Consider the following 22,026-nt stretch of genomic DNA (forward strand, 5'->3'; position numbering starts at 1 on the left):
TGTCCGGTAATGGACACTAAAGAGAAAAAAATTAATTAGCTACTGAAGTCCGTTATCCTGTTCATACCCTTTGTCCTCAAGCAGATCAGGTGATCTGCTTGCTTCGACTGCAAGGCGGTCGCATACCTCATTCTCCCTGATGTTTGCATGGCCTTTGACCCAGACAAACTTTACAGAATGTTTGCGGTATACCTCAAGGAAACGTTTCCACAGGTCGGGGTTCTTCTTTTTTTTGAAATCCTTTTTTTCCCAGCCGAATACCCAGCCTTTTTCCACGGCATCGGCAACATACCGGGAGTCAGTATAGACAGTCACCCTGCTTCCCGCTATTTTCAGAGCTTCAAGGGCAACGATAACCGCAAGGAGTTCCATCCGGTTGTTTGTGGTAAGCTTATATCCCTGTGATATCTCCTTGCGGTGCTTGCCGGACATAAGGACCACTCCATAGCCGCCCGGGCCGGGATTACCCTGTGCGGCACCGTCGGTATAAACCGTTATTTCAGTAGTTTCAGCCATACACAATTTACCGGCTTCCGGCCCGGTGGCCGGTTGCCATGATCAGTTTCAGTTAACTATCGTCATCTCTTCCAGCAGGTGCGAAGCCCCGGCATACCTGTCAATTATAAAAAGTATATACCTGGCGTCTACCGCTATGCAGCGCTGCAGCTCCGGTTCAAATGCAATATCACCGCTCATCGCTTCCCAGTTCCCGTCAAAAACGAGTCCGGTCAGTTCACCGCGGGCATTTATGACGGGGCTTCCGGAATTGCCCCCGGTTATATCGTTGTTGGTTATGAAATTGACCGGCATTTTTCCATCCTGTCCGAACATCCCGAAATCCCGGTTCCTGTAGAGTTCCTTCAGCCGCCCGGGAACGATAAACTCATGGTCGTCAGGATCTTCTTTTTCCATGACCCCTCCAAGTGTGGTTAAATGGTCGTACCATACGGCATCGCGGGGATGGTAGCCGCCGACCGTACCGTAGCTGAGCCGCATAGTAAAATTAGCGTCCGGATAAAATGTTCTTTCAGGGTCCATCTCCTTTAACCCCCTGATGAACAGGCGTTGTCCGCGACCCAGGTCATTCGAGTATTCCTGAGAAAGCTCCCTTAGTTCACCAAGCTTTTCGAAGGTTGACCGGGCAAGGACCAGCGCAGGATCACTGCCGAGCACCCCTGCGGCGGGTTCCTCAAGGAAAGCTGCCAGTCTCTGCTCACCGGCAAAAACAGAGACTTCGAACAGGTGATCAGCATAGGCCTGAAAATCACCGCCGAACTGATCGTATATCTGCCCGAGTGCATCAGGGTGATAAGCTGGGTCAACATCATTGTAAAAAAGTTCAAGCATGGTTGCCACTACTTTCCTGTCGGTCGGAGGGTTATAATCCCTGTAAAAGGATTCTGCCGCACCTCTCAGTATCTCCACGGCAGAACCGATGGCGTCAGGCTCGGGATCATCTTCCGACAGCAGCCGCTCAAGGTTATTTGAGCGGTTGGCCATCATCACTATTTCACAGCTGCGCAGGATGGCTTCATTGATATACTGAATGGCATGATTATATTCTCTCCTGTTATTTACCGAATTCTCAATCAGCGAGAGTGCATCGCCATATTCGCCGGCCCTCTGTTTATCGGCTGTGTACCAATCCTTGAAATCCTGCTCAATCTCTCTTTTGCGTTCATGAATACCAAGGCTCTTCAGCACCTCGCTCTGCCCGATTGAAAATTTCCAGTAATTACTGGAGTTGGAGTACTTGTTGGAGTACTGTATCCTCACCTTGTCACTGGCCAGCATGTCTTCCAGAAGGATATCCTGGCGAAGCCCCCTTATCTTTATCCTGTTGGGATGGGTAATATCAAGAACATCGGCCACCTCAAAAGAGGTCATATACCGGGTTGTGCCTCCCGGGAATCCGAGAACCATTGCAAAATCGCCGGGTTCAACACCCCTGGTTGAGACAGGCAGGTGGTGACGGGGTCTCAGAGGTATGTTCTCCCCTGAATAGTCTGCCGGCAACCCGTCCGGTCCGCTGTAAACCCTGAACAGGGCAAAATCGCCGGTATGCCTTGGCCACATCCAGTTATCGGTGTCGCCCCCGTATTTACCTATGGAAGAGGGCGGCGTACCGACAAGCCTCACATCGGTAAACCGTTCATAAACCATCATATAGTACTGGTTACCCCCGAAAAAAGGCTGCACCCTGGCGAAGTAGTGGTTGCCGGATGAAGCCTCCTGCTCCAGCTGCCTGGATATAAACCCTGCTATCAGTGACCGCTCTTCCTCATCCATGTCAGGATCAAGCGCACCGTTTATTTTTTCGCTTACATCCTCAATACTGACAAGGAAGGTGACCGACAGTCCGGGAGAGGGTATCTCCTCGTCAGGCGAACCGGCCCAGAAACCGTCAGTCAGGTAATCATTATCAAGGGTGGAGTGTGATTGAATAACACCATACCCGCAGTGATGGTTTGTCAGAACCAGTCCCCTCTCAGATATCATCTCTCCGGTGCATCCACCTCCGAAAATCACAATCGCATCTTTGATGCTGGAACGGTTGATGTCGTATATGTCGGAAGCACTCAGTTCAAGTCCGAGTTCCTTCATATGCACCATATTTAGCTGCTCCAGCAGCGGGAGCATCCACATACCCTCGTCTGCCCTGAGGCTGAGGCGGTAAACAAGCAGCAGTGCTGCTACAAGAACAATAATTTTACGCATGGTCATTTAATTATACTGGCTAAGATATTATAAATAATAAAAAATACCTGTCTATACCATTAACTCTATTTTGGTTTGAACCGGTTTAAGCCTGAAGCTTTTACGGTGATGTGGACACGCACCATGTTCTCTCAGGGCTGCAGCATGCTTCACTGTAGGGTACCCCTTGTTGCTATCCCATCCGTAAACCGGAAAATCCAGGTGCAGCTCCCTCATCAGCCCATCCCGATATGTTTTTGCAAGTATTGATGCTGCGGCAATGCTCATATAAAGCGCATCACCCTTTACAATGCATGTGTGTGGTATACCCTTGTAGGAGGAAAAACGGTTGCCGTCTGCTATTATATGCCTGGGCGTGACCGGAAGCCGGTCAAGCGCGCGATGCATCGCCAGGATGGAGGCATTGAGTATGTTAATTCTGTCAATATCATGGCTGGAGACAACCCCTATTCCCAGGGCAACGGCATCATTCTCCACCTGTATGCGTAGCCGTTCACGACCTGGTGGTGAAAGCTTTTTTGAATCTTTCAGGAGACTGTTTTCATAGCCGTACGGCAGTATAACTGCAGCTGCAACCACCGGTCCGGCCAGACAACCCCTGCCCGCTTCATCACAGCCAGCTTCAAAGGCATCATCCCTGTAATATCCCTTAAGCATAATTCAAATATGCGAGATTACTTTCTCAATGCAATCCCAAAGTAGCCGTGAGGTCTGATCCCACGAAAAGAAATTTCTCCTTTCCCTGCCACGCTCAACAAGTACCTTCCTGTATTCAGGGTCCTTGGCCAGTCGCGCCATCGCTTCAGCCACACCGACGGGATCGTCAGGATCAACAATGTGAGCCGCATTGCCAACCACCTCAGGCACCGAGGTGCGGTTTGAAGCGATCACCGGGGTATCGCAGCTCATTGCTTCGAGAAGGGGAATGCCAAAGCCCTCGAAAAAGGGAATGTAAACCAGGGCCACCGCCGCCCCGTAGACCCGGCGCAGCTCAAGCTGGTCAAGGTATCCGGTAAACACCAGGTCATCGGCAAACTTCATACCTGAAATGGTCTTCTCCATCTCAGGGTAATCGTACATCCGCTCTCCTGCAAGCACCAGCTTTATATCGGTCCCGGTATTGCACCTGAATTTATCATATGCCCTGAGCATCCCCGATACATTCTTTCTCCGGTGGAAGGACCCCACGAACAGGAAATAGTCGCTGCCGCCGGCAATGTCTCTTTTTACCAGGCCTTTATCTTCCCCGTTAAGGGGAACAAAATCCTCAGAAGCGCCATTGTAAACAACATCGACCTTTCCGGGAGATACCCCGAATGTCTTTATTATATCATTCCTTGAGTATTCTGATACGGTGGCAATCCTCTCAGCACGCTCGGCAAACCGTGGAAAATACCTCCTGTAATATGCCCTTGTAAGCCAGGGGTGGAAATCAGGACGATGCATGAAATTTATGTCATGTATAACCGCAACCGAAGGAATGGCCGTTGACAGCGGGATATACCCGTCGGGGGAGATTAAAAGCTCTGCGCCGGTGCGCCTGAGAACAGCCGGTATCGAATATTCAAACCATGTGTACCAGAGGAAAGGATGCCGGGCAGGCGGAGACGCCACGACCGGTGTTATGTTGCCGGAAAACAAGAACTCGTCTGACCATGGCCTGTCAAACAGAAAAATAAAATCATGCTCAGGGTGGTCCCTGGTGATCCTTTTCAACGTTTCACAGGCAAACCATCCGATTCCTTCAAGTTTGCCCGGCAAAAGCAATCGTGTATTTACCGCTATCCTCATTCAAAAAGCCGGCAATATGTGCTGCACTCCTTTCGAAACGAATGCTCCGGCAGGGTTATCATACATGCCGGATACACACCGGCTGCAAAGGTCCGTCGCTTTTCTACAGATACTGCCATTATCAATATTAATGCTTATTTTTATCCGGTCATCCTGGTCTTATGAAGCGAAAATTCCTTACAAATCTAACATTATTAATTATTCTAAACCTTCTGATCAAGCCATTTTGGGTTTTTGGCATTGACCTGACGGTACAGAACACGGTGGGCGCCAATGAATACGGCTTCTATTTCTCGTTGCTCAGCTTTTCAATGTTGTTGAACATAATCCAGGATATGGGCATCGCAAGCTTCAACAACCGCGCCATTGCAAGAAACCACGGCCTTCTATCCAGATTGATGCCCAATATCCTCATACTCAAGCTTATGCTTTTGTTGGCATATTTCATCGTAAGTCTGACCGTCGCATATTTCATAGGATATAAATGGATGCAGGTAAAACTGCTGCTGGTGCTCCTGTTCAACCAGTCCCTGAACACGCTTAACCTTTATCTTCGCAGCAATATCGGCGGACTCCAGCTTTTCCGGACTGACAGTATTGTGTCGGTAACCGACCGTTTTCTGATGATCATAATCTGCAGCGTGCTGCTCTGGGGAAATGTTACAGGCTCAGAATTCAGGATAGAATGGTTCGTTTACGCGCAGACTGCGGCCTACTTCATAACCACGCTAATTATTCTGCTCATCCTCTCAAGACATGTTGATGCCGTTAATTTCCGGCTTGATCTTTCGGTTACCCGCAATATGCTGATAAAGAGCTATCCTTATGCACTGCTGGGACTTATGATGGTGCTTTACTACCGCACCGATTCGGTTATGCTTGAAAGAATGCTGCCTGACGGCAAGCTCCAGGCCGGAATATACGCCCAGGGGTTCCGCATACTCGATGCGGCATCGATGCTCGGTTTCCTGTTTGCCGGGATCCTTCTGCCAATGTTTGCAAAGATGATAAAGCAGAAGGAGCCGGTGGAACAACTTTTCAGGTTTTCATTCATGCTGCTTATTATACCGGCTGTTACAGGTGCAGTTGCACTTAACTGGTTCAAATTTGAGATAATGGACCTGCTCTACAGGGAACATGCTGCGGAGTCATCAGGGGTGTTCGGATACCTGATGGTAAGTTTTGTTTTTGTAAGCAGTTCGATCATTACAGGATCTCTTCTGACCGCAAACGGGAATATCAGGTATCTCAACCTGATAGCCGGATTTAGCGTCCTGCTGAACATTGGGTTGAACCTGATATTGATCCCGCGCCTCCAGGCCCAGGGTTCAGCGCTTGCAAGCATGGTAACCCAGTCCTTTACCGCGGCCTTACAGCTGGTTTTGGTGATGCGGATTTTTGCCCTAAGTCCGTCTGTGAAATTTATTGCCAGGTTTGCCGTTTTCATAACAGTACTGGTTTTGGCCGGTTACCTTGCAAGAATGTTTGTGCCCGGTCCGTTGGCCGGCTTCCTGGTAACTGCAGCAATCGGGCCGCCAGCAGCACTGCTGCTTAAGCTGATAAGCCTCCGCGAAATAACCGGGGCGCTTTTCTAAGTGGAGTGATCCGTTTCTCCGGCATAAGCCGGGTTATGATAATCTTGAATTGTAACTATATTTGCAGAGTTTCAACTAACAACTGTTAAGATGCAAAAAATCAACAGATCAGCACTTCTTATCATGATAGTAATGGTACTGTTGCCTCTCTCCTGTAAAAAATATGAGGACGGGCCCTGGTTCAGTATATATTCCAAGAAGGAGCGTGTAACAGGCAACTGGTATTTTGAGCTTGTAACCGAAGACGGAAATGACATGACCGACATGTATGCAAGCCACACTCTCAATATGAGGAGGAACGGCGACCTTTACTGGTCGCAGGGCTTTATCGGCAACAATCCGTGGGACACATACGGCCCGGGCGGGGAATGGAAGTTCGTGAATGACAAGAACCAGATTGAGATGCATTTTTATTATGGTGTTACCGAAGAGCACACACTGGTGTGGGATATCACCAGGCTTGCCTATGCCGACCTGCGCCTGAGAAGATACGAGAACGGGGTTGAGATAGTTTGGCAACTGTGGAAACCATACTGATGCCTCTGAATTTTGTTGATAACCACACGAATTATCAACAATCAGTCCCTTAATGCACACTTATTCTTTGAATTTTTATCAGGGACCGGTATTTTTGGAAATGTACCGTACCGGTTTGCCCGGCGGACAATAGTTTTCACCGGCATTCTTTTTTAAAAATGAAGAATAAAGTGCAAAAAGACGAGCAGATGAAAAGGATCCACAGGCAGTCCTTCATGCTCAACTCCCGTGAAATGAAGGCTATAAACCGCTACTGTGAAAAATACAGGGTTAGCAACAGATCCAGGTTCATGCGCGAAACCATTGTAACAGCTATCCTCAAGAAATTTGACGATGATCACCCCACCCTGTTCGGACTTGATGATAAACCCAATCTTTTCTCCGGTTCGGGCAACTGATCCCCGGAATACTGCCTGCTGATGCTATCCGACCCTGTCAGGGTTCCTGGCAATAAAGTCCTTCCATGAGCTGCTGCCCGTATTTTTCTGCAATATCTCGTTCTGATAGAAATGACAGAGTGCCGCTGCAAGTCCGTCAGTGGCATCAAGGTTCCCGGGTAACTGCGGGATGTCAAGGATCTTCTGCAGCATGATGGCAACCTGCTCTTTTGAGGCGCCACCCTGCCCTGTAATAGCCTGCTTGATTCTAAGCGGGGCATACTCAAATATGGGAAGCGACCTGTAAAGCCCTGCAGCCATGGCAACACCCTGGGCCCGGCCCAGTTTCAGCATCGACTGGACATTCTTGCCGTAAAAAGGCGCCTCGATGGCTATCTCATCGGGATGGTACTGATCGATAAGATGCAGTGTACGTTCAAAGATCCGCTGCAGTTTAAGGTAGTGATTGGGTAGTTTCTTCAGTTCGATAACACCGAGTGCCAGCATGGCCGGGGTCTTTCCGGTGGACTTAATGAGGCCGTAGCCCATAATTGTCGTACCGGGATCGATACCGAGTATTATCCTCTCCTTTTCCGGTGCTTTTTGCTTAAGGGGCATATCCGCCGGCCTTTTATTCCATTAAATGACAGACCTGCTGCCGTTAACTGATAGACGGCCGTTTCACCGGGCCGCTATTTAAAACGCTTCAGATTCTAATGGGCACCAATCTCCGCCCTGATTCCGGTCATCTGTTCAAACGGCTGCACGTATAGTGACTTCTTCTGCGGCAGGCCGCTGAACACACCGGTAGCAATAAATTCAAGCGCCTCTTTCAAAGAAGCCTCTTCGGGATCGCCGAAAGCCCTGGTTATGTCGTCGGCAACATAGGAGTCTGCTACAAGCCCGTCAAAGTAATCACCGAAGTCATCGGCATTGGCAATCTTGAATGTGACAGGCACAAAGGCATAAATATCACCGTAATACCATGCATTCATTCCCATTGGCTTCCCGTAGGTGTTGTCACCCACAATATAGACATCCATGAATGGCTTCAGTCCGTTGATAACCATCTCGCTGGCCGAGGCAGTTGCCCTGGTTGCAATGGTTATCAGCCGGTCAACATTGAAGTTAACAGCCTCGTAACTCATTGAGTCAATAAAGTTATTCTCCTCAGCCTTTTTTTCGTTGTAAAGATATTTGGCAAATGGTTCTCCGGCAACGGCAGCACCCCCTATAATGCTGGCCAGGTAATTCGCCACATTGGTCTGCCCTCCGCCGTTGTACCGAAGATCCAGTATCAGATCATCAATTCCTTCAGTATTGAAATAATTAACGGCCTCCTCCAGCTCATCAAATGAGGGTGTGGTAAAATTCTTGAAAACCAGGTATCCTATCCTCCTGCCGTCATATTCAATAACCTCCTTGTACAGCACGGTATTCATGAACACCTCATCCTTGGCAAGCGTCATTGACACCTGCTCCCCGTCGGGGTCAACGAAAAGGAAGTTATTGGTAACGCCGATCTCATTTGCACCAAGAAGCTGGTTGATATTAACACCCGGCTTAATTTCAGTGCCGTTCACCTCACGCAATATCCAGCTTCTCCTGACACCCTCCTCATACATGTCGACAGTATTGAATATGAAGGTAATCCTCAGGTTACCTTCCTGGTCAAAAGCTGAGCCGAAACCGTATCCAATGAATTTTGATTCAAGGTAATACGATTCGAACTCCCTCCTGGACGTAATATAGCTCCAGCGGTCAAGCGGCCTGTGCCTTATCGCTTCCATCACATCATAGACGCTTGCGTAGTTGGCAGGGTTTATGTTGGGCATCTTGTCATACCAGTAGTACCAATCGCGCATCAAACCATAAAACTGGGTGTTTTCTTCAATTCGCTGCTGATCGGCAGGGTCATCTTCCTCATCCTTTCTGCAGGAGGTCAATACAAGCGAAGCTGAGAAGAGCAACAGGAAAAATGTAAAAATATATCTGTTTCTTTCCATTAGATACCTTATTAGGGATAGTTTATCATTGGATAAACAAATAACCGCGGCAATAAGTTTAAACGGGTTCCGCGCTTTATTTATTTTGATCACAAAATTAATCCATCATTACCGGCCATCAGCCTCTATACCGGCCCCTGCTCCGGCCGGCGTTATAAATTTCTGCAAAACAATTCCCGCAACTATCAGTACCAGTCCCCCGACCGTTGTCAGGTGTATCTGTTCTCCCAGGACAATCCCTATCAAAACAAGTGCCAGAAAAGGGGTTATATATATCATATTGCTGATCCTGTCGGTCGATTCGGCATACTGCATCGCCTTGAGCCAGAAAACAAAGGTAAAGCCCATCTCGAAGAGCCCGATATAAACACCGCCGGCTGACCCGTAAAAGTTCAGGGCGCCGAATCCCGAAGTCATCACCATTGCCACGGACGCAAACAGGAGAGCAAATGAGAATGACAAAAACAGCTTTACAACCTCGTTCCTGCCATCTCTTACGTTGTATATCCAGAACAGGGCCCAGATAACAGAGCTGCCAAGTGCAAGCGACACCCCCAGAGGATCGGCAAACCTCATGTCAAACGGCCGCCCCTGCGAAGATATAAGGTACACCCCTGCAAAACTGATCAGCATCGTTCCGATGCTCCACGGTGATATGGGCTGCCTGAGCAGTGGCACCGAAAGGATCACCAGCATGAGCGGCCAGGTAAAATTAAGCGGTTGGGCAACCTGTGCGGGAAGTAGCGAATACGCCTCAAAAAGTACAAGGTAGTACATGAACGGGTTGAGCAGTCCCATCGCCGCCGAATAGAGTAATTCACGGCCACTGGTTTGCTTCAATAGCCGGAACCTGCCCTGTATAGCAAGCACACCGGCCAGCGCAACACAGCTTGTCAGGGTCGCAACAAACAGTATCTGAAGGGGGGCCGTATGCGCAAGTGTAAGCTTGAATGCCGATGCCGCGGTAGACCAGAAAACCACTGCAAGCACGGCATACATGTATGCCCTGGACTGGTTTTTGGGGTGACGGTTGCCGCCCATCGCCTCAGGAACCGATTATATCAAAACCGCACCGCCCGGCCAGCACCCCGGGGATCCTTATCCCCTCAGGTGTCTGGTTGTTTTCAAGCAATGCAGCAACGATCCTGGGCAGTGCCAGTGCGCTGCCGTTAAGTGTATGGGCATTATTGATCTTTTTCCCATCCTTTTCACGGTACCTCAGCATCATCCGGTTCGACTGGAAACTTTCAAAGTTTGATACCGAGCTCACCTCCAGCCATTTCTCCTGCGCGGCCGAAAAAACCTCAAAATCATAGGTCTTCGATGCATGGAAGCTCATATCACCGCCACATAGAAGCAATATCCTGTATGGCAGCTCCAGTTTCACCACCAGCGATTCGATATATGAGGTCATGGCCTCAAGCCGCTCATAGGAACTTTCCGGATGCGCTATCTCCACTATCTCGACCTTATCAAACTGGTGCAGCCTGTTAAGACCCCGGACATCCCTGCCCCATGATCCTGCTTCTCTCCGGAAACAGGGAGTATAGGATGTAAGCTTTCGCGGAAGTTCACCATACGGTATTATTTCGTTGCGGAAGATATTTGTCAGCGGTACTTCCGCGGTAGGTATCAGGTAAAGATTATCCTGGCCTACATGGTACATCTGCCCCTCCTTATCAGGCAACTGCCCGGTTCCGAATGCAGAATCCGCATTCACCATCACCGGCGGCATTATTTCAGTATATCCGGCATTCACCGCCTCGTCAAGGAAGAAGCTTATCAGGGCACGCTGAAGCTTTGCAGCCTTCCCCTTGTATACCGGGAAGCCTGCACCGGTTATTTTGTTGCCCAGCTCAAAATCTATTATATCATACTTGCGCGCAAGCTCCCAGTGAGGCAGTACATCCTTGTCAAGAGAGGGCCTGCGGCCTCCCTCCCTGACCAGCTTGTTGTCACCCGGAGTGTTCCCGGGGGGCACCGAATCATGGGGAACATTGGGTAACTGCACAACCAGGTCACTAAGCCGGGATTCTGTCACTGACAGTTCCTGCTGAAACTCCTTTATCTTTTCCTTGATTTCAGATGTCTGTTCCTTTGCCCTGCCGGCCTCCTCTTTTTTGCCCTCCCTGAAAAGCAGGCCTATCTGCTTGCTGATCCTGTTGGATTCGGCCAGGCTTGTGTCCAGCGCCGACTTGATCTGGCGGCGCCGGGTGTCGAGGGTGGTTATTTCATCAATAAGCCTTTCGGACTCAAAATTCTTGACCTTAAGGCGTTCAACCACCATTTGAGGGTTCTCGTTAATAGTTCTGACAGACAACATATCGATTTTTTTTGAAGTTCAGGTCCCGGCAGTCCCCGGTGATTATAAGCAGCCCCGGCCATTCTCGTCAGAACCCGGACCCATTGCAGGTTCCGGCCATTCTCGTCAGTCACCGGCTCCTTTGCCGGTCCCGGCCATTTTTGCCAGACCCGGCCATCCTCGTCAGAACAAGCCATTTTTGCCAGACCTGGCCAGGTTCATCAGGCGCTGCCATGCTCGCCAGTTCCAAAAATAAAAAAATCCCCTGAATACTCCGCCCATCCGGGATCGCAGTTTTTCAGGAGATTATTCCCTGGTGGCTGTTTTCCTTATCAGGACACAGGCTCTACGGAAACAAATGATTTATCTCCCTTCTTTTTCTTAAAAACAACCTTGCCGTCAATAAGGGAAAAAAGAGTATGGTCCTTGCCCATCCCAACGTTAAGTCCGGGATGATGTTTCGTACCCCTCTGCCGGATAATGATGTTTCCGGCTTTGCATACTTCACCACCGAATATCTTTACTCCCAGTCGTTTGCTTTCTGATTCGCGACCGTTCCTTGAACTCCCAACTCCTTTCTTATGAGCCATTTCTCTGAGATTTTATTATTTCGTTACTATATCTTCGACCTGTATTTGGGTAAGAAGCTGGCGGTGACCGTTCAGCTTCTGATAGCCCTTCCTTCTTTTTTTCTTGAATACCAACACCTTGTCTCCCTTGAGATGGGTCAATATCTTGGCCTTTACAACAGCGTTCTTAACGCCGGGGGTCCCTACCTTTACCTTGCCGTCGTTGTCGATCAGCAAAACCTTGTCAAAATCAACCTCAGCGCCCTCTTCACCTTCCAGGCGGTTGACATAAAGCTTGCTGTCCTTTTCCACCTTGAACTGCTGCCCTGCTATATCTACTATTGCGTACATTGTATGAAATATTACTACGATTATTATTAATGGGAGTGCAAAAGTAAAAAAGTTTGACTGAATTACAAACTTTTACCACTATTATTTTCACCGGCTAAAGTAGCCGTCCGACGGCCCGGGTTATTTTCTCCCTAAAAAGTTAATTCGCTTTTGCTTTTATAAATTGATTGTTAAATTTACAATCGATATAAACCAGTTTCGGGATAATTTTATTGTTCGCAGAGAGGTTTAAGTAAATATCAGGGCGCCGTTATGAGCAAGATAAAGTTGAACGTACTAGGGATATCATACAGCCAGACACAATCGGGAGCTTATGCCCTCGTGCTGGCCGAGGAAGAAGGAGAACGGCGGATCCCGATCATAATAGGTGGCTTTGAGGCACAGGCAATTGCCATCCAGCTGGAGGGGCTTAAGCCGCCACGCCCCCTTACACACGATTTGTTTTTGAGTTTTGCCTCAGCATTCGGCATATCGATTGCTGAGATCAATATCTACAAACTTGAAGAGGGTGTCTTTTATTCCAAGCTAATATGCGATGACGGCAAGAAACAGATGACCGTCGATGCCCGCACCAGCGATGCCATTGCCCTGGCGCTGCGTTTTAGCTGTTCCATATATACCACCGAAGAGATACTTGCCAAGTCCGGTATAGTAATTGATATCGAGCCCGAGACAAAAGAAGGCAGTTCAGCCTCATCCGGAATATTCACCGATCCCCAGGCAGGAAAAAGAAAGCCGGGAGATGAACTGCGGGACTTCAGCCTGAGCGAGTTGAAAGAGATGCTTCAGGATGCGATCAAAAACGAGAACTACGAAAAGGCATCCGACATAAGGGACGAGATCAACCACAGGAACAAGAAATCGTAAATCTTTAAGATATGCAAAGGACTATTTTAATTGTTATGGCAGCATGCCTTATGTTGCTGTCCGCTACCTCCGTATATGCCCTGCAGAGAACTGATTCGGCCGGTCCAATCACTGCTGCCAGTATGCAGGAAGCCACCCCGCCGGAAATTGGTGATGGTGTTGCCGGACAGGATGGCACATTGCCGGGTGGCGGGCCGGCCGCACAGGATGCCTCGCTTCTTGATGATACCACTTGGCAGGAGCCTGTGCAGCAAGCCACCGGATCAGCCAGCACGGCTGCCGGCCACAATGTTGACCTCCCTCCGCCCGATGATTTCGGCTTCAGTTTCGTGACCCTGATTCGGGGACTGTTCGGTATGCTGGTGCTGATTGCCATAGCCTGGTTATTTTCAACCAACCGTAAAGCAATATCATGGAAGGTGGTGGGTACCGGACTGGCTATTCAGCTCATACTTGCGTTCAGCATCCTGCAGATACCCATAGTGCACAGCTTCTTTGAGTACGTCGGAAAGATATTCGTTGTGATGCTCGATTTCTCCAAGGCGGGAACCGATTTCCTGTTTGAGGGCTTCCTCGATACCTCGACATACGGGTACCTCTTTGCTTTCCAGGTCCTGCCCACGATAGTCTTTTTCTCAGCCCTCACCAGCCTTCTTTTCTACCTGGGGGTCATACAGAAAGTTGTCTACGCACTTGCATGGCTTATGACCAGGGCACTGCGTATTTCAGGTGCAGAGAGCCTTTCCGTTGCAGGCAACATCTTTCTGGGGCAGACCGAGTCACCGCTCATGATCAAAGCCTACCTCGAAAAGATGACACGCTCAGAGATACTGCTTGTCATGACCGGAGGTATGGCAACAATGGCAGGTGGCGTACTTGCAGCATACATCAGTTTTCTAGGCGGTGATGACCCGGTGCAGAGACTTATTTTTGCCAGGCACCTCATTGCTGCGTCGATAATGGCGGCTCCGGGGGCGGTCGTCATATCCAAAATACTGGTGCCGCAGACCGAGAAAATAGACAAGACTATGGAGATTTCACGGGACCGTATAGGCAGCAATATCCTTGACGCCATATCAAAGGGCACGGGCGAGGGGCTGCGCCTGGCTGTCAACGTAGCTGCCATGCTGCTGGTATTTATCTCCTTCATTGCCATGTTCAACTTCATAGTGGGCAAGATAGGCGACTGGACATCCCTCAACTCTGCGATCAGCAGCATGACAGGGGGACAGTATGACAGGCTCTCACTGCAGTTCATCCTGGGCTACACCTTTGCCCCTGTTATGTGGCTCATTGGTGTCAGCCTGCCCGACATAACCCTGCTGGGCCGACTGCTCGGAGAGAAGGTCATCATGACCGAGTTCATAGGTTATGTGAGTCTCGCCCAGCTGAAGGAAGCAGGCGCCTTTGCAGATCCGAAATCAATAATCATAGCCACTTACATGCTGTGCGGCTTCGCAAACTTTGCCAGCATCGGGATACAGATAGGCGGTATAGGATCACTTGCCCCCGGCAAGAGGGTGCTGCTGTCGCAGTTCGGTATACGGGCGCTGCTCGGCGGCACCCTTGCAGCCCTCATGTCGGCCACCATTGTGGGGGTAATTCTTGGTTAGCAACCCCGTGGCAAATGTGACAGCCTTCACTGCAGGGTTTATACTGTCCCTTAAAGAACGGGAAAAATGTGCCGGAAGCTCCCGGCACAAAAACTACCGCAGGCTGCCGGCATAAAAAAACCCCGCACCGCAGTGCAGGGTTTATCCGGATTATTCCGGCTGCCGGGTCAGGGCAGTAAAACAGCATCGATAACGTGCACAACACCATTCTCTGCCTCAATATCAGCAACGGTAACCTGCGCATCGTTAATGAACACGTTACCGTTCGTTATCGACACTGTTATATTATTGCCCTCGAAAAGGGTCTCAAAATCATCGCCGTCTGAAAGATCGCCCGACATAGCTTTTGCTGCTACTACGTGGTACAGAAGTATGTTGGTCAGATCGCCTGAGGGATCTTCAAGAAGAGATTCCACTGTGCCTGCCGGAAGAGCATCAAATGCGGCATCGGTCGGCGCAAATACAGTGAACGGCCCTTCTCCCGAAAGAGCATCAGCAAGTCCGGCTGCAACAACAGCGGCAGTGAGCGTGGTGTGGTTTTCGCTGCCAACGACAATGTCAACAACTGTGGCAGGCTTGGGTGCCTCAGGTATAAGAACAGCATCGATAACGTGCACAACACCATTCTCTGCCTCAATATCAGCAACGGTAACTTTTGCATCATTTATAAAGACTCCCTCCTGGGTTATGCTGATTGTAAGTTCATCTCCGAATACAGTAGGAACCTTCATCCCGTTGCTCAACGATCCAGACATGGCTTTGGTTGCAACAACATGGTAGAGCAGAATGTCGGTCAGCGCCCCTGAGGGATCCTCAAGAAGTGACTCAACAGTGCCATCAGGCAATGCAGCAAATGCAGCGTCTGTAGGTGCAAACACAGTATAGGGGCCCATCCCCTGAAGCGTTTCAATGAGGCCAGCGGCAGTAAGAGCAGCGGCCAACGTAGTATGATCATCACTACCTGCTACTATATCTACGACAGTTTCAGGCCTTTCATCTATAGGACCTGTATCATTGTCATCTTCACAGGAAGAAAATGAAAATACAAAAAATCCCAGTAATACTATCAGAGCTTTGTAACTCAGAATTTGATTTTTCATGATTGCAGTCTTTTAATTTTTATTTGGATTATTTTAATCTACAAACATCGCCAAACTGCATTTGTTCATTTTATTTTATTTTTCATTAAACATTTGTTGTGCTCCGCAATAATCAATCAACATATTCCTATGATCAAATCTCTATATTAGAGGGTCTTTTGTCGAATTACTCCTGATTTAACATTTTTATAAAATATTTTTTGTCTATGCAACAAAATATTTCAATAAACAATGTCACGACAGCCATCCGCAGGCTGCCGGCATGAAAAAACCCCGCACCGCAGTGCAGGGTCTCCTGAAAATGGACGCGGCAAGCCGTTATTTCAATCGCCCCATTATTTGCAAACCTCAGGCTTCCAGCCTCTTGTAAATAAGCTCGGTCTCCTCCTCGAAGCCCGGTTTACGGAGCAGCGCGAACATATTGTTCTTGTAGGCCTCGACGCCCGGCTGGTCAAACGGATTGACATTCATAAGGTAACCGCTTATGGCGCAGGCCTTCTCGAAAAAATACATAAGCTGTCCGAGATAGTATTCATTCAGCTCCGGCAGCTTGATGAGGATGTTCGGCACCCCGCCGTCAACATGGGCCAGCATCGTACCCAGCTCAGCCATCTTGTTTACATAATCGATCCTCCTGCCTGCAAGGAAATTCAAACCGTCGCCGTCATCCGCCTCTTCAGGTATTTCAACATTCCGCACCGGTTTCTCTATTGAGATCACCGTCTCGAAGAGGTTGCGCTGACCCTCCTGTATATACTGGCCCATCGAGTGAAGGTCGGCCGTAAAGTTCACGCTTGCAGGAAAAATACCCTTCTTCTCCTTGCCTTCGCTCTCGCCGTAAAGCTGCTTCCACCACTCAGCCAAATAAAGCAGTTTGGGGTGGTAGCTGGCCAGTATCTCGTTTTTCGGACTTTGCCGGTACAGTGCATTCCTCGCGGCGGCATACAATGCAGAGGGATTATCCCAAAATGGTGTTCCCGGACCGGTCATCTCCTCCATTTTCCTTGCACCGGCAACCAGTTGCCGGATGTCAAAACCTGCCTGCACTATGGGAAGCATTCCAACCGGGGTAAGAAGTGAATACCGTCCCCCTACGTCGTCAGGAATTACGAATGACCTGTATCCCCTCTGGTCAGCCAGTTTTCTTAGTGCGCCCCTGTTGGCGCTGGTTATGGCGATGATCCTTTTTCCGGCCTCCTCCTGCCCGTATTTCTTCTCAAGGTGGTTGCGGAGAATACGGAAGGCTATTGCAGGTTCGGTCGTGGTGCCGGATTTGGAGATAACCGTAATGGCATAAGATATCCCATCTAAAAAGTCGACCAGCTCGCCCAGGTAGTCCTCGCTGATATTCTGCCCGGCAAATACTATGCGCGGGAACTTCCTGCCGCCGTTGGTGCACATGCCGAAGGAGTGCGTCAGGGCGTCAATGACCGCTTTAGCACCCAGGTAGGAGCCGCCGATCCCCACTACCACCATGACATCGATCTTCTTATTCAGCCCGGCTGCAAGATCTTCAAGCTCTTTCAGAGATTCTTCTGTAATCGAAGAGGGCAGGTCAAGCCAGCCAAGGAAATTGGCCCCTTTGCCGGTGCGCTGGTGCAGATGGCGTATATGGTAGTTTGTAAGCTCCTCATAGCCGTCCAGTGTCTCTTTCGGTATAAATGGAAAAACATTTTCGATATTAACTTCAAGATTCTTCATCATAATAATATTAAAATTACAATTAATCCATTATTCAATGCTTATCAGTCCCCAACCAGTCCGTTAGCAATAGCCGGAACACTGTCAGGCCGGCCACCAGGATGGTTGCCGCAAGACGGGCCGGCCGGCCCGTCACGCCACTCAGGCCAGCTTTTCAGTCAGCAACCTTATCTCCACGGCAGGAGAAATGCCCTCATGTAATATATTATATACCGTGTCGGTAATCGGGAGACTGATGTTGTGCTTTTTGTTTATCTCCTTGATACACCTGGTTGCATGATAACCCTCGGCAACCATATTCATTTCAAGCATAGCCGCCCTTACCGAGTATCCCTTTCCTATCATAACCCCGAACGACCTGTTCCGGCTGAATTGCGAATAGGCGGTAACAAGAAGGTCGCCAAGGTAGGCAGAACTGTTTATTGTCCGCTTGCCCGGCCATGTATTATCAAGAAACCTTTTGATCTCCCTTATCGAATTGGAAACGAGTACTGCCTGAAAATTATCGCCGTAACCAAGCCCGTGACAAACCCCGGCGGCAATGGAAAAAACATTCTTAAGCACCGCGGCATATTCGGTCCCGTAAATATCCTTCGTTATGACGGTGCGTATGAAATGGCACTCAAGATATGATGCCAGCCGCTGCGCCTGCTTTTCAGTCTTCGATGCAATGGTCAGGTAGGAAAGCCTCTCAAGGGCGACCTCCTCGGCATGGCACGGACCTGTTATGATGCCTATGTTATCAAAAGGCACTCCGTAATGACGGTTAAAGAACTCTGCAATGGTCAGGTTCTCCCCGGGAATAATGCCCTTAATGGCTGAAACCACCATCCTGTCGTCCAGGCGCAGATCAGAAACCGACAGTAAGTCTCCCAGATATGCTGATGGGACTGCAAAGATCAGTATCTGTGAGTCTTTTACCACCTTCTCAAGGTCGTTATAGAAATTGATCCTGTCAACATCAAAATTAACCGAGCTGAGGTATTTGGGGTTGTGCCCGCTTTGCGTCATATACTCAATGGTGCCCGGGTTCCTGACATACCAGTTAAGGTTGCCGGAATTGAGCAGCAGTATCTTTGCCAGTGCCGTTGCCCAGCTTCCGCTTCCTATAAGAGCTATATTTTCCTTTTCTGCCATTACTCCACGGTGTCATCTTTCCCGCCCCTCTTTTCGGGCCTCATCTGGGGGAAAAGTATAACATCCTGTATTGAGTTCGAATTTGTCATTATCATTGCCAGCCGGTCTATTCCCACTCCGAGACCTGCGGTCGGAGGCATTCCGTACTCAAGTGCCCGCAAAAAGTCCTCATCCAGAACCATCGCTTCCTTGTCGCCCCTCTCGGCAAGCTTAAGCTGCTCCATGAAACGTTCACGCTGGTCAATGGGATCATTCAGCTCTGAAAAAGAGTTGCAGAGCTCCTTACCGTTGACTATTGCTTCAAACCTCTCAACCAGCCCCTCTTTTGACCTGTGTTTCTTCGCAAGGGGCGACATCTCAATGGGATAATCGGTTATAAATGTGGGTTGTATAAGGTTTGGTTCACACAACTCACCAAAAATCTCGTCTATAATCTTGCCCTTGGCCATCGTCCGGTCAATTTCCACGCCAAGCTTGCCGGCCGTCTCCCGCAGTTTTGCCTCATCCATTTCAGAAATATCGACACCCGCAAAAGCTTCAATGGCCCCGAACATGGTGTACCTCTTCCATGGCCTTTTGAAATCGATCTCCTTGTCGCCTACCTTCAGCCTGGTCGAGCCTGTAAGGTCAACTGCCGCCTTTTCGATCATCTCCTCGACCAGGTCCATCATCCACTGGTAATCCTTGTATGCGACATAGAGCTCCATCTGGGTGAACTCAGGATTATGGAAGCGGCTCATTCCCTCGTTCCTGAAATCCTTTGCGAACTCGTACACCCCTTCATACCCTCCAACGATGAGCCTCTTGAGGTAAAGTTCGTTTGCGATCCGTAAATACAATGTTGTATCAAGCGTGTTGTGATATGTCTTGAAGGGCCTTGCCGTTGCTCCCCCGTAAAGAGGCTGCAGCACAGGCGTTTCCACTTCGAGGTAGCCCTTGCCGTTCAAAAAGTTCCTCATCGAATCTATCAGCCGGGTGCGTCCGGTAAAAACCTCCCTTATTTGCGGATTGACTATCAGGTCGAGGTACCTCTGCCTGTACCGCTGGTCAGGATCGCTGAATGCATCATAAGTCTTCCCATCCTTCTCCTTGACAACCGGCAGCGGATGGAGCGATTTGGCAAGCAGTTTCAGCTCCTTCACATGCACCGAGATCTCACCCACCTGCGTAACGAACACAAACCCCTTTATGCCCACGATATCGCCAATATCCAGCAGCTTCTTGAAAACAGTGTTGTACATGGTCTTGTCGTCTCCCGGGCAAATTTCATCCCTCCTGAGATATATCTGGATACGGCCCGACTGGTCCTGTATCTCGGCAAAAGAGGCATTCCCCATTATCCTCCTGGTCATTATCCTCCCTGCAACCGATACATCGCCGAAACGGCCAGGATCCTGCCTGAAGTTTTCAAGTATCTCGCGCGAACTGACATTTACATCAAAAGTCTCGGCAGGAAAGGGGTCGATCCCCAGCTTCTTCAGCTCTTCCAGCGCTTCCCTTCTGATTATCTCCTGCTCGCTTAAATGCAACTGATCCATTTTTCAAATTTTTTGCAAAGATAGAACAAATCCTCGTTAGCGAAAACCTGCCAAAAACAGATAACTGCTTTTATTTCCCTTTCGGGGGAAGAGTACGGCACGACGGCTGATTCCATATCTTTGATCCTGCCAGGTTTTTATATTTCCGGGAAACCATCCTTAATTTTCTGAATAATTTACTGTAATTTTATACACTGATACTTGACAGGTTGACATCACATGGAACGAGCAAAATGAAGGCTAAGGCACAACGACTTCCGTCATGGCTGAAGATGAAATTTCCCACGGGTTACGAATATTCAAGGGTTAAAAACCTGACCCGCAGGCATCATCTTCACACGATCTGTTCCAGCGGCAACTGCCCCAATATAGGCGACTGCTGGAGCAGGGGGACTGCCACGTTCATGATACTGGGAGATGTATGCACCCGCAACTGCAAATTCTGCGGTGTGAAGTCAGGCAAGCCCGAACCGCCCGACAGAGGTGAGCCGGCCAGGATTGCAGAGTCAATACGGCTGCTGGGGCTCAGGCATTGTGTTGTCACTTCGGTCGACAGGGACGACCTGCCCGATCTGGGCGCAGGTATCTGGGCGGAAACCATAAGGTGCATAAAGGAGGTCAACCCGGAAACCGGCATCGAGGTGCTTATTCCCGATTTCAATGCCGACCATTCCCTCATAAAGCAGGTAACTGATATGCGCCCCGATGTTGTATCGCATAACCTTGAAACTGTGAGGCGCCTCACGCCTGTCATCAGGAGCAGGGCCAGGTATGAAACCAGCCTTGAGGTGATAAGGTTTGTCGCCTCACAGGGTGTCAGGTCCAAATCGGGTATAATGCTCGGACTGGGTGAAACAAGGGAAGAGGTGCTGGAAACAATGGATGACCTGGTTTCAGCCGGATGCGAAATAATGACCATCGGGCAGTACCTGGCGCCTACTGCCGGGCACATGCCTGTTGCTGACTACATAAGGCCCGAGGTGTTTGAGGAGTACCGGCTGATCGGACTCGAAAAGGGATTCAGCTTTGTCGAAAGCAGTCCCCTCGTCCGCTCTTCCTGGCAGGCCGACAGGCATGCCAGATCAACTGAAAATGTGAATAATTCAAAATATGTCAAAAAAAGTAATTTACCAGGACCTAGGGTCCGCTGATTACAAAAAAGCATGGGAGCACCAGGAAAAACTATTTAACAGTCTATTAGCAGGGAAAAACAGTTCTGCCGGCACAGCCGGACGATCCGGATCAGTTGCCGGGTACCTGTTGTTTTGCGAACACCCCCACGTTTATACGCTTGGGAAAAGCGGAGCTGAAAACAACCTGCTCATAGATCCCGCTTTTTTGAAGAAGATCGGAGCGGACTACTACAAAATCGACCGGGGCGGTGACATTACCTACCATGGTCCCGGACAGATTGTGGGGTATCCAATCTTTGACCTTGAGCAGTTCGGCACCGGCGTAAGACAGTATATATATAATATTGAGGAGGCCATCATCCTTACACTCTCGGGTTATGGCATAGAGGCCTCAAGACTCTCTTCAGCGTCAGGGGTTTGGCTCGACTCCGAAAGCCCCTCCTCAGCAAGGAAAATATGCGCAATAGGTGTGCGTGCAAGCAGGCACGTCACCATGCATGGTTTTGCATTCAATGTGAACACCGACCTCTCCTATTTCAGCCACATCAACCCCTGCGGATTCGCCGACAAAGGAGTTACCTCGATGGAGAAGGAGCTGGGTGCGGCTCAGGATATGGACGATTTAAGGGAAAATCTGAAAAAGAACCTCGAAGCAGTCTTCGGAATGGATCTCAGCGATAACTAATCAGGA

The 22,026-nt window shown here is 49.4% G+C and carries 21 protein-coding genes; 7 read left to right on the forward strand and 14 right to left on the reverse strand.

Translation table 11 applies throughout. The features are described 5' to 3' along the window. Positions 1 to 39: 39 nt before the first annotated feature. Genes EA408_13570 through EA408_13585 form a run of 4 tightly spaced genes read right to left on the reverse strand, consistent with a single transcriptional unit; the run spans position 40 to position 4,509 of the window. Entirely contained in the window at positions 40 to 516 is a 477-nt protein-coding gene (locus EA408_13570; GenBank protein ID TVR68252.1) for a ribonuclease HI, read from the reverse strand. Positions 517 to 564: 48 nt separating this feature from the next. Next, positions 565 to 2,718 (reverse strand): S46 family peptidase, encoded by a 2,154-nt coding sequence (locus EA408_13575; GenBank protein ID TVR68281.1) that lies wholly within the window; start codon positions 2,716 to 2,718, stop codon positions 565 to 567. A gap of 51 nt (positions 2,719 to 2,769) precedes the next feature. Next, positions 2,770 to 3,375, reverse strand: a complete 606-nt coding sequence (locus EA408_13580) for a ribonuclease HII (protein ID TVR68253.1) — start codon at positions 3,373 to 3,375, stop codon at positions 2,770 to 2,772. A gap of 3 nt (positions 3,376 to 3,378) precedes the next feature. Further along, positions 3,379 to 4,509: a glycosyltransferase family 1 protein gene (locus tag EA408_13585; GenBank protein TVR68254.1), complete on the reverse strand. Its 1,131-nt coding sequence runs from the start codon at positions 4,507 to 4,509 to the stop codon at positions 3,379 to 3,381. A 161-nt stretch (positions 4,510 to 4,670) separates the two neighbouring features. On the opposite strand from EA408_13585, the gene EA408_13590 reads away from it, so the two are divergent. The 3 genes from EA408_13590 (at position 4,671) to EA408_13600 (ending at position 7,039) form a co-directional block, all read left to right on the forward strand. Next, entirely contained in the window at positions 4,671 to 6,104 is a 1,434-nt protein-coding gene (locus EA408_13590) for a hypothetical protein (protein ID TVR68255.1), read from the forward strand. Between the two features lie 90 nt (positions 6,105 to 6,194). Further along, positions 6,195 to 6,641, forward strand: a complete 447-nt coding sequence (locus tag EA408_13595; GenBank protein ID TVR68256.1) for a hypothetical protein — start codon at positions 6,195 to 6,197, stop codon at positions 6,639 to 6,641. Between the two features lie 158 nt (positions 6,642 to 6,799). Further along, a complete protein-coding gene (locus EA408_13600) occupies positions 6,800 to 7,039 on the forward strand; it encodes a hypothetical protein (GenBank protein TVR68257.1) in 240 nt (79 codons plus the stop codon). Between the two features lie 24 nt (positions 7,040 to 7,063). On the opposite strand, the gene ruvC is transcribed toward EA408_13600, so the two are convergent. The 6 genes from ruvC to rplU form a co-directional block, all read right to left on the reverse strand. Continuing rightward, on the reverse strand, positions 7,064 to 7,636 hold the full coding sequence (ruvC, locus tag EA408_13605) for a crossover junction endodeoxyribonuclease RuvC (protein ID TVR68258.1): 573 nt from the start codon (positions 7,634 to 7,636) through the stop codon (positions 7,064 to 7,066). A gap of 95 nt (positions 7,637 to 7,731) precedes the next feature. Then, entirely contained in the window at positions 7,732 to 9,024 is a 1,293-nt protein-coding gene (locus EA408_13610; protein TVR68259.1) for a hypothetical protein, read from the reverse strand. Positions 9,025 to 9,132: 108 nt separating this feature from the next. Beyond that, the gene (locus EA408_13615; GenBank protein ID TVR68260.1) at positions 9,133 to 10,065 is read right to left on the reverse strand and encodes a DMT family transporter; all 933 of its coding nucleotides are present in this window, start codon (positions 10,063 to 10,065) and stop codon (positions 9,133 to 9,135) included. A gap of 4 nt (positions 10,066 to 10,069) precedes the next feature. Beyond that, complete coding sequence (locus EA408_13620) at positions 10,070 to 11,347, reverse strand: serine--tRNA ligase (GenBank protein TVR68261.1); 1,278 nt, start codon at positions 11,345 to 11,347, stop codon at positions 10,070 to 10,072. Positions 11,348 to 11,658: 311 nt separating this feature from the next. Further along, entirely contained in the window at positions 11,659 to 11,916 is a 258-nt protein-coding gene (locus EA408_13625) for a 50S ribosomal protein L27 (GenBank protein TVR68262.1), read from the reverse strand. A gap of 15 nt (positions 11,917 to 11,931) precedes the next feature. Beyond that, positions 11,932 to 12,246, reverse strand: coding sequence for a 50S ribosomal protein L21 (rplU, locus tag EA408_13630; GenBank protein TVR68263.1), 315 nt, complete (start codon positions 12,244 to 12,246; stop codon positions 11,932 to 11,934). A 252-nt stretch (positions 12,247 to 12,498) separates the two neighbouring features. Between rplU and EA408_13635 the strand changes: the two genes are divergently transcribed. Both EA408_13635 and EA408_13640 read left to right on the forward strand, forming a co-directional pair. Further along, positions 12,499 to 13,113, forward strand: a complete 615-nt coding sequence (locus EA408_13635; protein ID TVR68264.1) for a hypothetical protein — start codon at positions 12,499 to 12,501, stop codon at positions 13,111 to 13,113. 122 nt (positions 13,114 to 13,235) lie between these two features. After that, a complete protein-coding gene (locus EA408_13640) occupies positions 13,236 to 14,726 on the forward strand; it encodes a Na+ dependent nucleoside transporter (protein TVR68282.1) in 1,491 nt (496 codons plus the stop codon). Between the two features lie 167 nt (positions 14,727 to 14,893). Here EA408_13640 and EA408_13645 read toward each other — a convergent pair whose 3' ends face one another. The 4 genes from EA408_13645 to lysS form a co-directional block, all read right to left on the reverse strand. Further along, positions 14,894 to 15,826, reverse strand: a complete 933-nt coding sequence (locus EA408_13645) for a fasciclin domain-containing protein (protein ID TVR68265.1) — start codon at positions 15,824 to 15,826, stop codon at positions 14,894 to 14,896. A gap of 348 nt (positions 15,827 to 16,174) precedes the next feature. Continuing rightward, positions 16,175 to 17,527 (reverse strand): glucose-6-phosphate isomerase, encoded by a 1,353-nt coding sequence (locus EA408_13650; protein TVR68283.1) that lies wholly within the window; start codon positions 17,525 to 17,527, stop codon positions 16,175 to 16,177. 141 nt (positions 17,528 to 17,668) lie between these two features. After that, on the reverse strand, positions 17,669 to 18,664 hold the full coding sequence (locus EA408_13655) for an NAD(P)H-dependent glycerol-3-phosphate dehydrogenase (protein ID TVR68266.1): 996 nt from the start codon (positions 18,662 to 18,664) through the stop codon (positions 17,669 to 17,671). Further along, entirely contained in the window at positions 18,664 to 20,193 is a 1,530-nt protein-coding gene (lysS, locus tag EA408_13660) for a lysine--tRNA ligase (GenBank protein TVR68284.1), read from the reverse strand. The genes EA408_13655 and lysS overlap by 1 nt, the downstream gene beginning before the upstream one ends. Positions 20,194 to 20,435: 242 nt before the next feature. Between lysS and lipA the strand changes: the two genes are divergently transcribed. Both lipA and lipB read left to right on the forward strand, forming a co-directional pair. Continuing rightward, entirely contained in the window at positions 20,436 to 21,353 is a 918-nt protein-coding gene (gene lipA / locus EA408_13665; protein ID TVR68267.1) for a lipoyl synthase, read from the forward strand. Continuing rightward, positions 21,313 to 22,020, forward strand: a complete 708-nt coding sequence (gene lipB, locus EA408_13670; protein TVR68268.1) for a lipoyl(octanoyl) transferase LipB — start codon at positions 21,313 to 21,315, stop codon at positions 22,018 to 22,020. Before lipA ends, lipB begins: the two co-directional genes overlap by 41 nt. Positions 22,021 to 22,026: the final 6 nt, after the last annotated feature.

The organism is Marinilabiliales bacterium, assembly GCA_007695015.1.
Taxonomy (GTDB): domain Bacteria; phylum Bacteroidota; class Bacteroidia; order Bacteroidales; family PUMT01; genus PXAP01.

Excerpts from the sequence above, each read along its gene's own strand:
- EA408_13570 (TVR68252.1), bottom strand. The coding sequence starts at position 516 with ATGGCTGAAACTACTGAAATAACGGTTTATACCGACGGTGCCGCACAG.
- EA408_13575 (TVR68281.1), bottom strand. The coding sequence starts at position 2,718 with ATGCGTAAAATTATTGTTCTTGTAGCAGCACTGCTGCTTGTTTACCGC.
- EA408_13580 (TVR68253.1), bottom strand. The coding sequence starts at position 3,375 with ATGCTTAAGGGATATTACAGGGATGATGCCTTTGAAGCTGGCTGTGAT.
- EA408_13585 (TVR68254.1), bottom strand. The coding sequence starts at position 4,509 with ATGAGGATAGCGGTAAATACACGATTGCTTTTGCCGGGCAAACTTGAA.
- EA408_13590 (TVR68255.1), top strand. The coding sequence starts at position 4,671 with ATGAAGCGAAAATTCCTTACAAATCTAACATTATTAATTATTCTAAAC.
- EA408_13595 (TVR68256.1), top strand. The coding sequence starts at position 6,195 with ATGCAAAAAATCAACAGATCAGCACTTCTTATCATGATAGTAATGGTA.
- EA408_13600 (TVR68257.1), top strand. The coding sequence starts at position 6,800 with ATGAAGAATAAAGTGCAAAAAGACGAGCAGATGAAAAGGATCCACAGG.
- ruvC (TVR68258.1), bottom strand. The coding sequence starts at position 7,636 with ATGCCCCTTAAGCAAAAAGCACCGGAAAAGGAGAGGATAATACTCGGT.
- EA408_13610 (TVR68259.1), bottom strand. The coding sequence starts at position 9,024 with ATGGAAAGAAACAGATATATTTTTACATTTTTCCTGTTGCTCTTCTCA.
- EA408_13615 (TVR68260.1), bottom strand. The coding sequence starts at position 10,065 with ATGGGCGGCAACCGTCACCCCAAAAACCAGTCCAGGGCATACATGTAT.
- EA408_13620 (TVR68261.1), bottom strand. The coding sequence starts at position 11,347 with ATGTTGTCTGTCAGAACTATTAACGAGAACCCTCAAATGGTGGTTGAA.
- EA408_13625 (TVR68262.1), bottom strand. The coding sequence starts at position 11,916 with ATGGCTCATAAGAAAGGAGTTGGGAGTTCAAGGAACGGTCGCGAATCA.
- rplU (TVR68263.1), bottom strand. The coding sequence starts at position 12,246 with ATGTACGCAATAGTAGATATAGCAGGGCAGCAGTTCAAGGTGGAAAAG.
- EA408_13635 (TVR68264.1), top strand. The coding sequence starts at position 12,499 with ATGAGCAAGATAAAGTTGAACGTACTAGGGATATCATACAGCCAGACA.
- EA408_13640 (TVR68282.1), top strand. The coding sequence starts at position 13,236 with ATGCAGGAAGCCACCCCGCCGGAAATTGGTGATGGTGTTGCCGGACAG.
- EA408_13645 (TVR68265.1), bottom strand. The coding sequence starts at position 15,826 with ATGAAAAATCAAATTCTGAGTTACAAAGCTCTGATAGTATTACTGGGA.
- EA408_13650 (TVR68283.1), bottom strand. The coding sequence starts at position 17,527 with ATGAAGAATCTTGAAGTTAATATCGAAAATGTTTTTCCATTTATACCG.
- EA408_13655 (TVR68266.1), bottom strand. The coding sequence starts at position 18,664 with ATGGCAGAAAAGGAAAATATAGCTCTTATAGGAAGCGGAAGCTGGGCA.
- lipA (TVR68267.1), top strand. The coding sequence starts at position 20,436 with ATGAAGGCTAAGGCACAACGACTTCCGTCATGGCTGAAGATGAAATTT.
- lipB (TVR68268.1), top strand. The coding sequence starts at position 21,313 with ATGTCAAAAAAAGTAATTTACCAGGACCTAGGGTCCGCTGATTACAAA.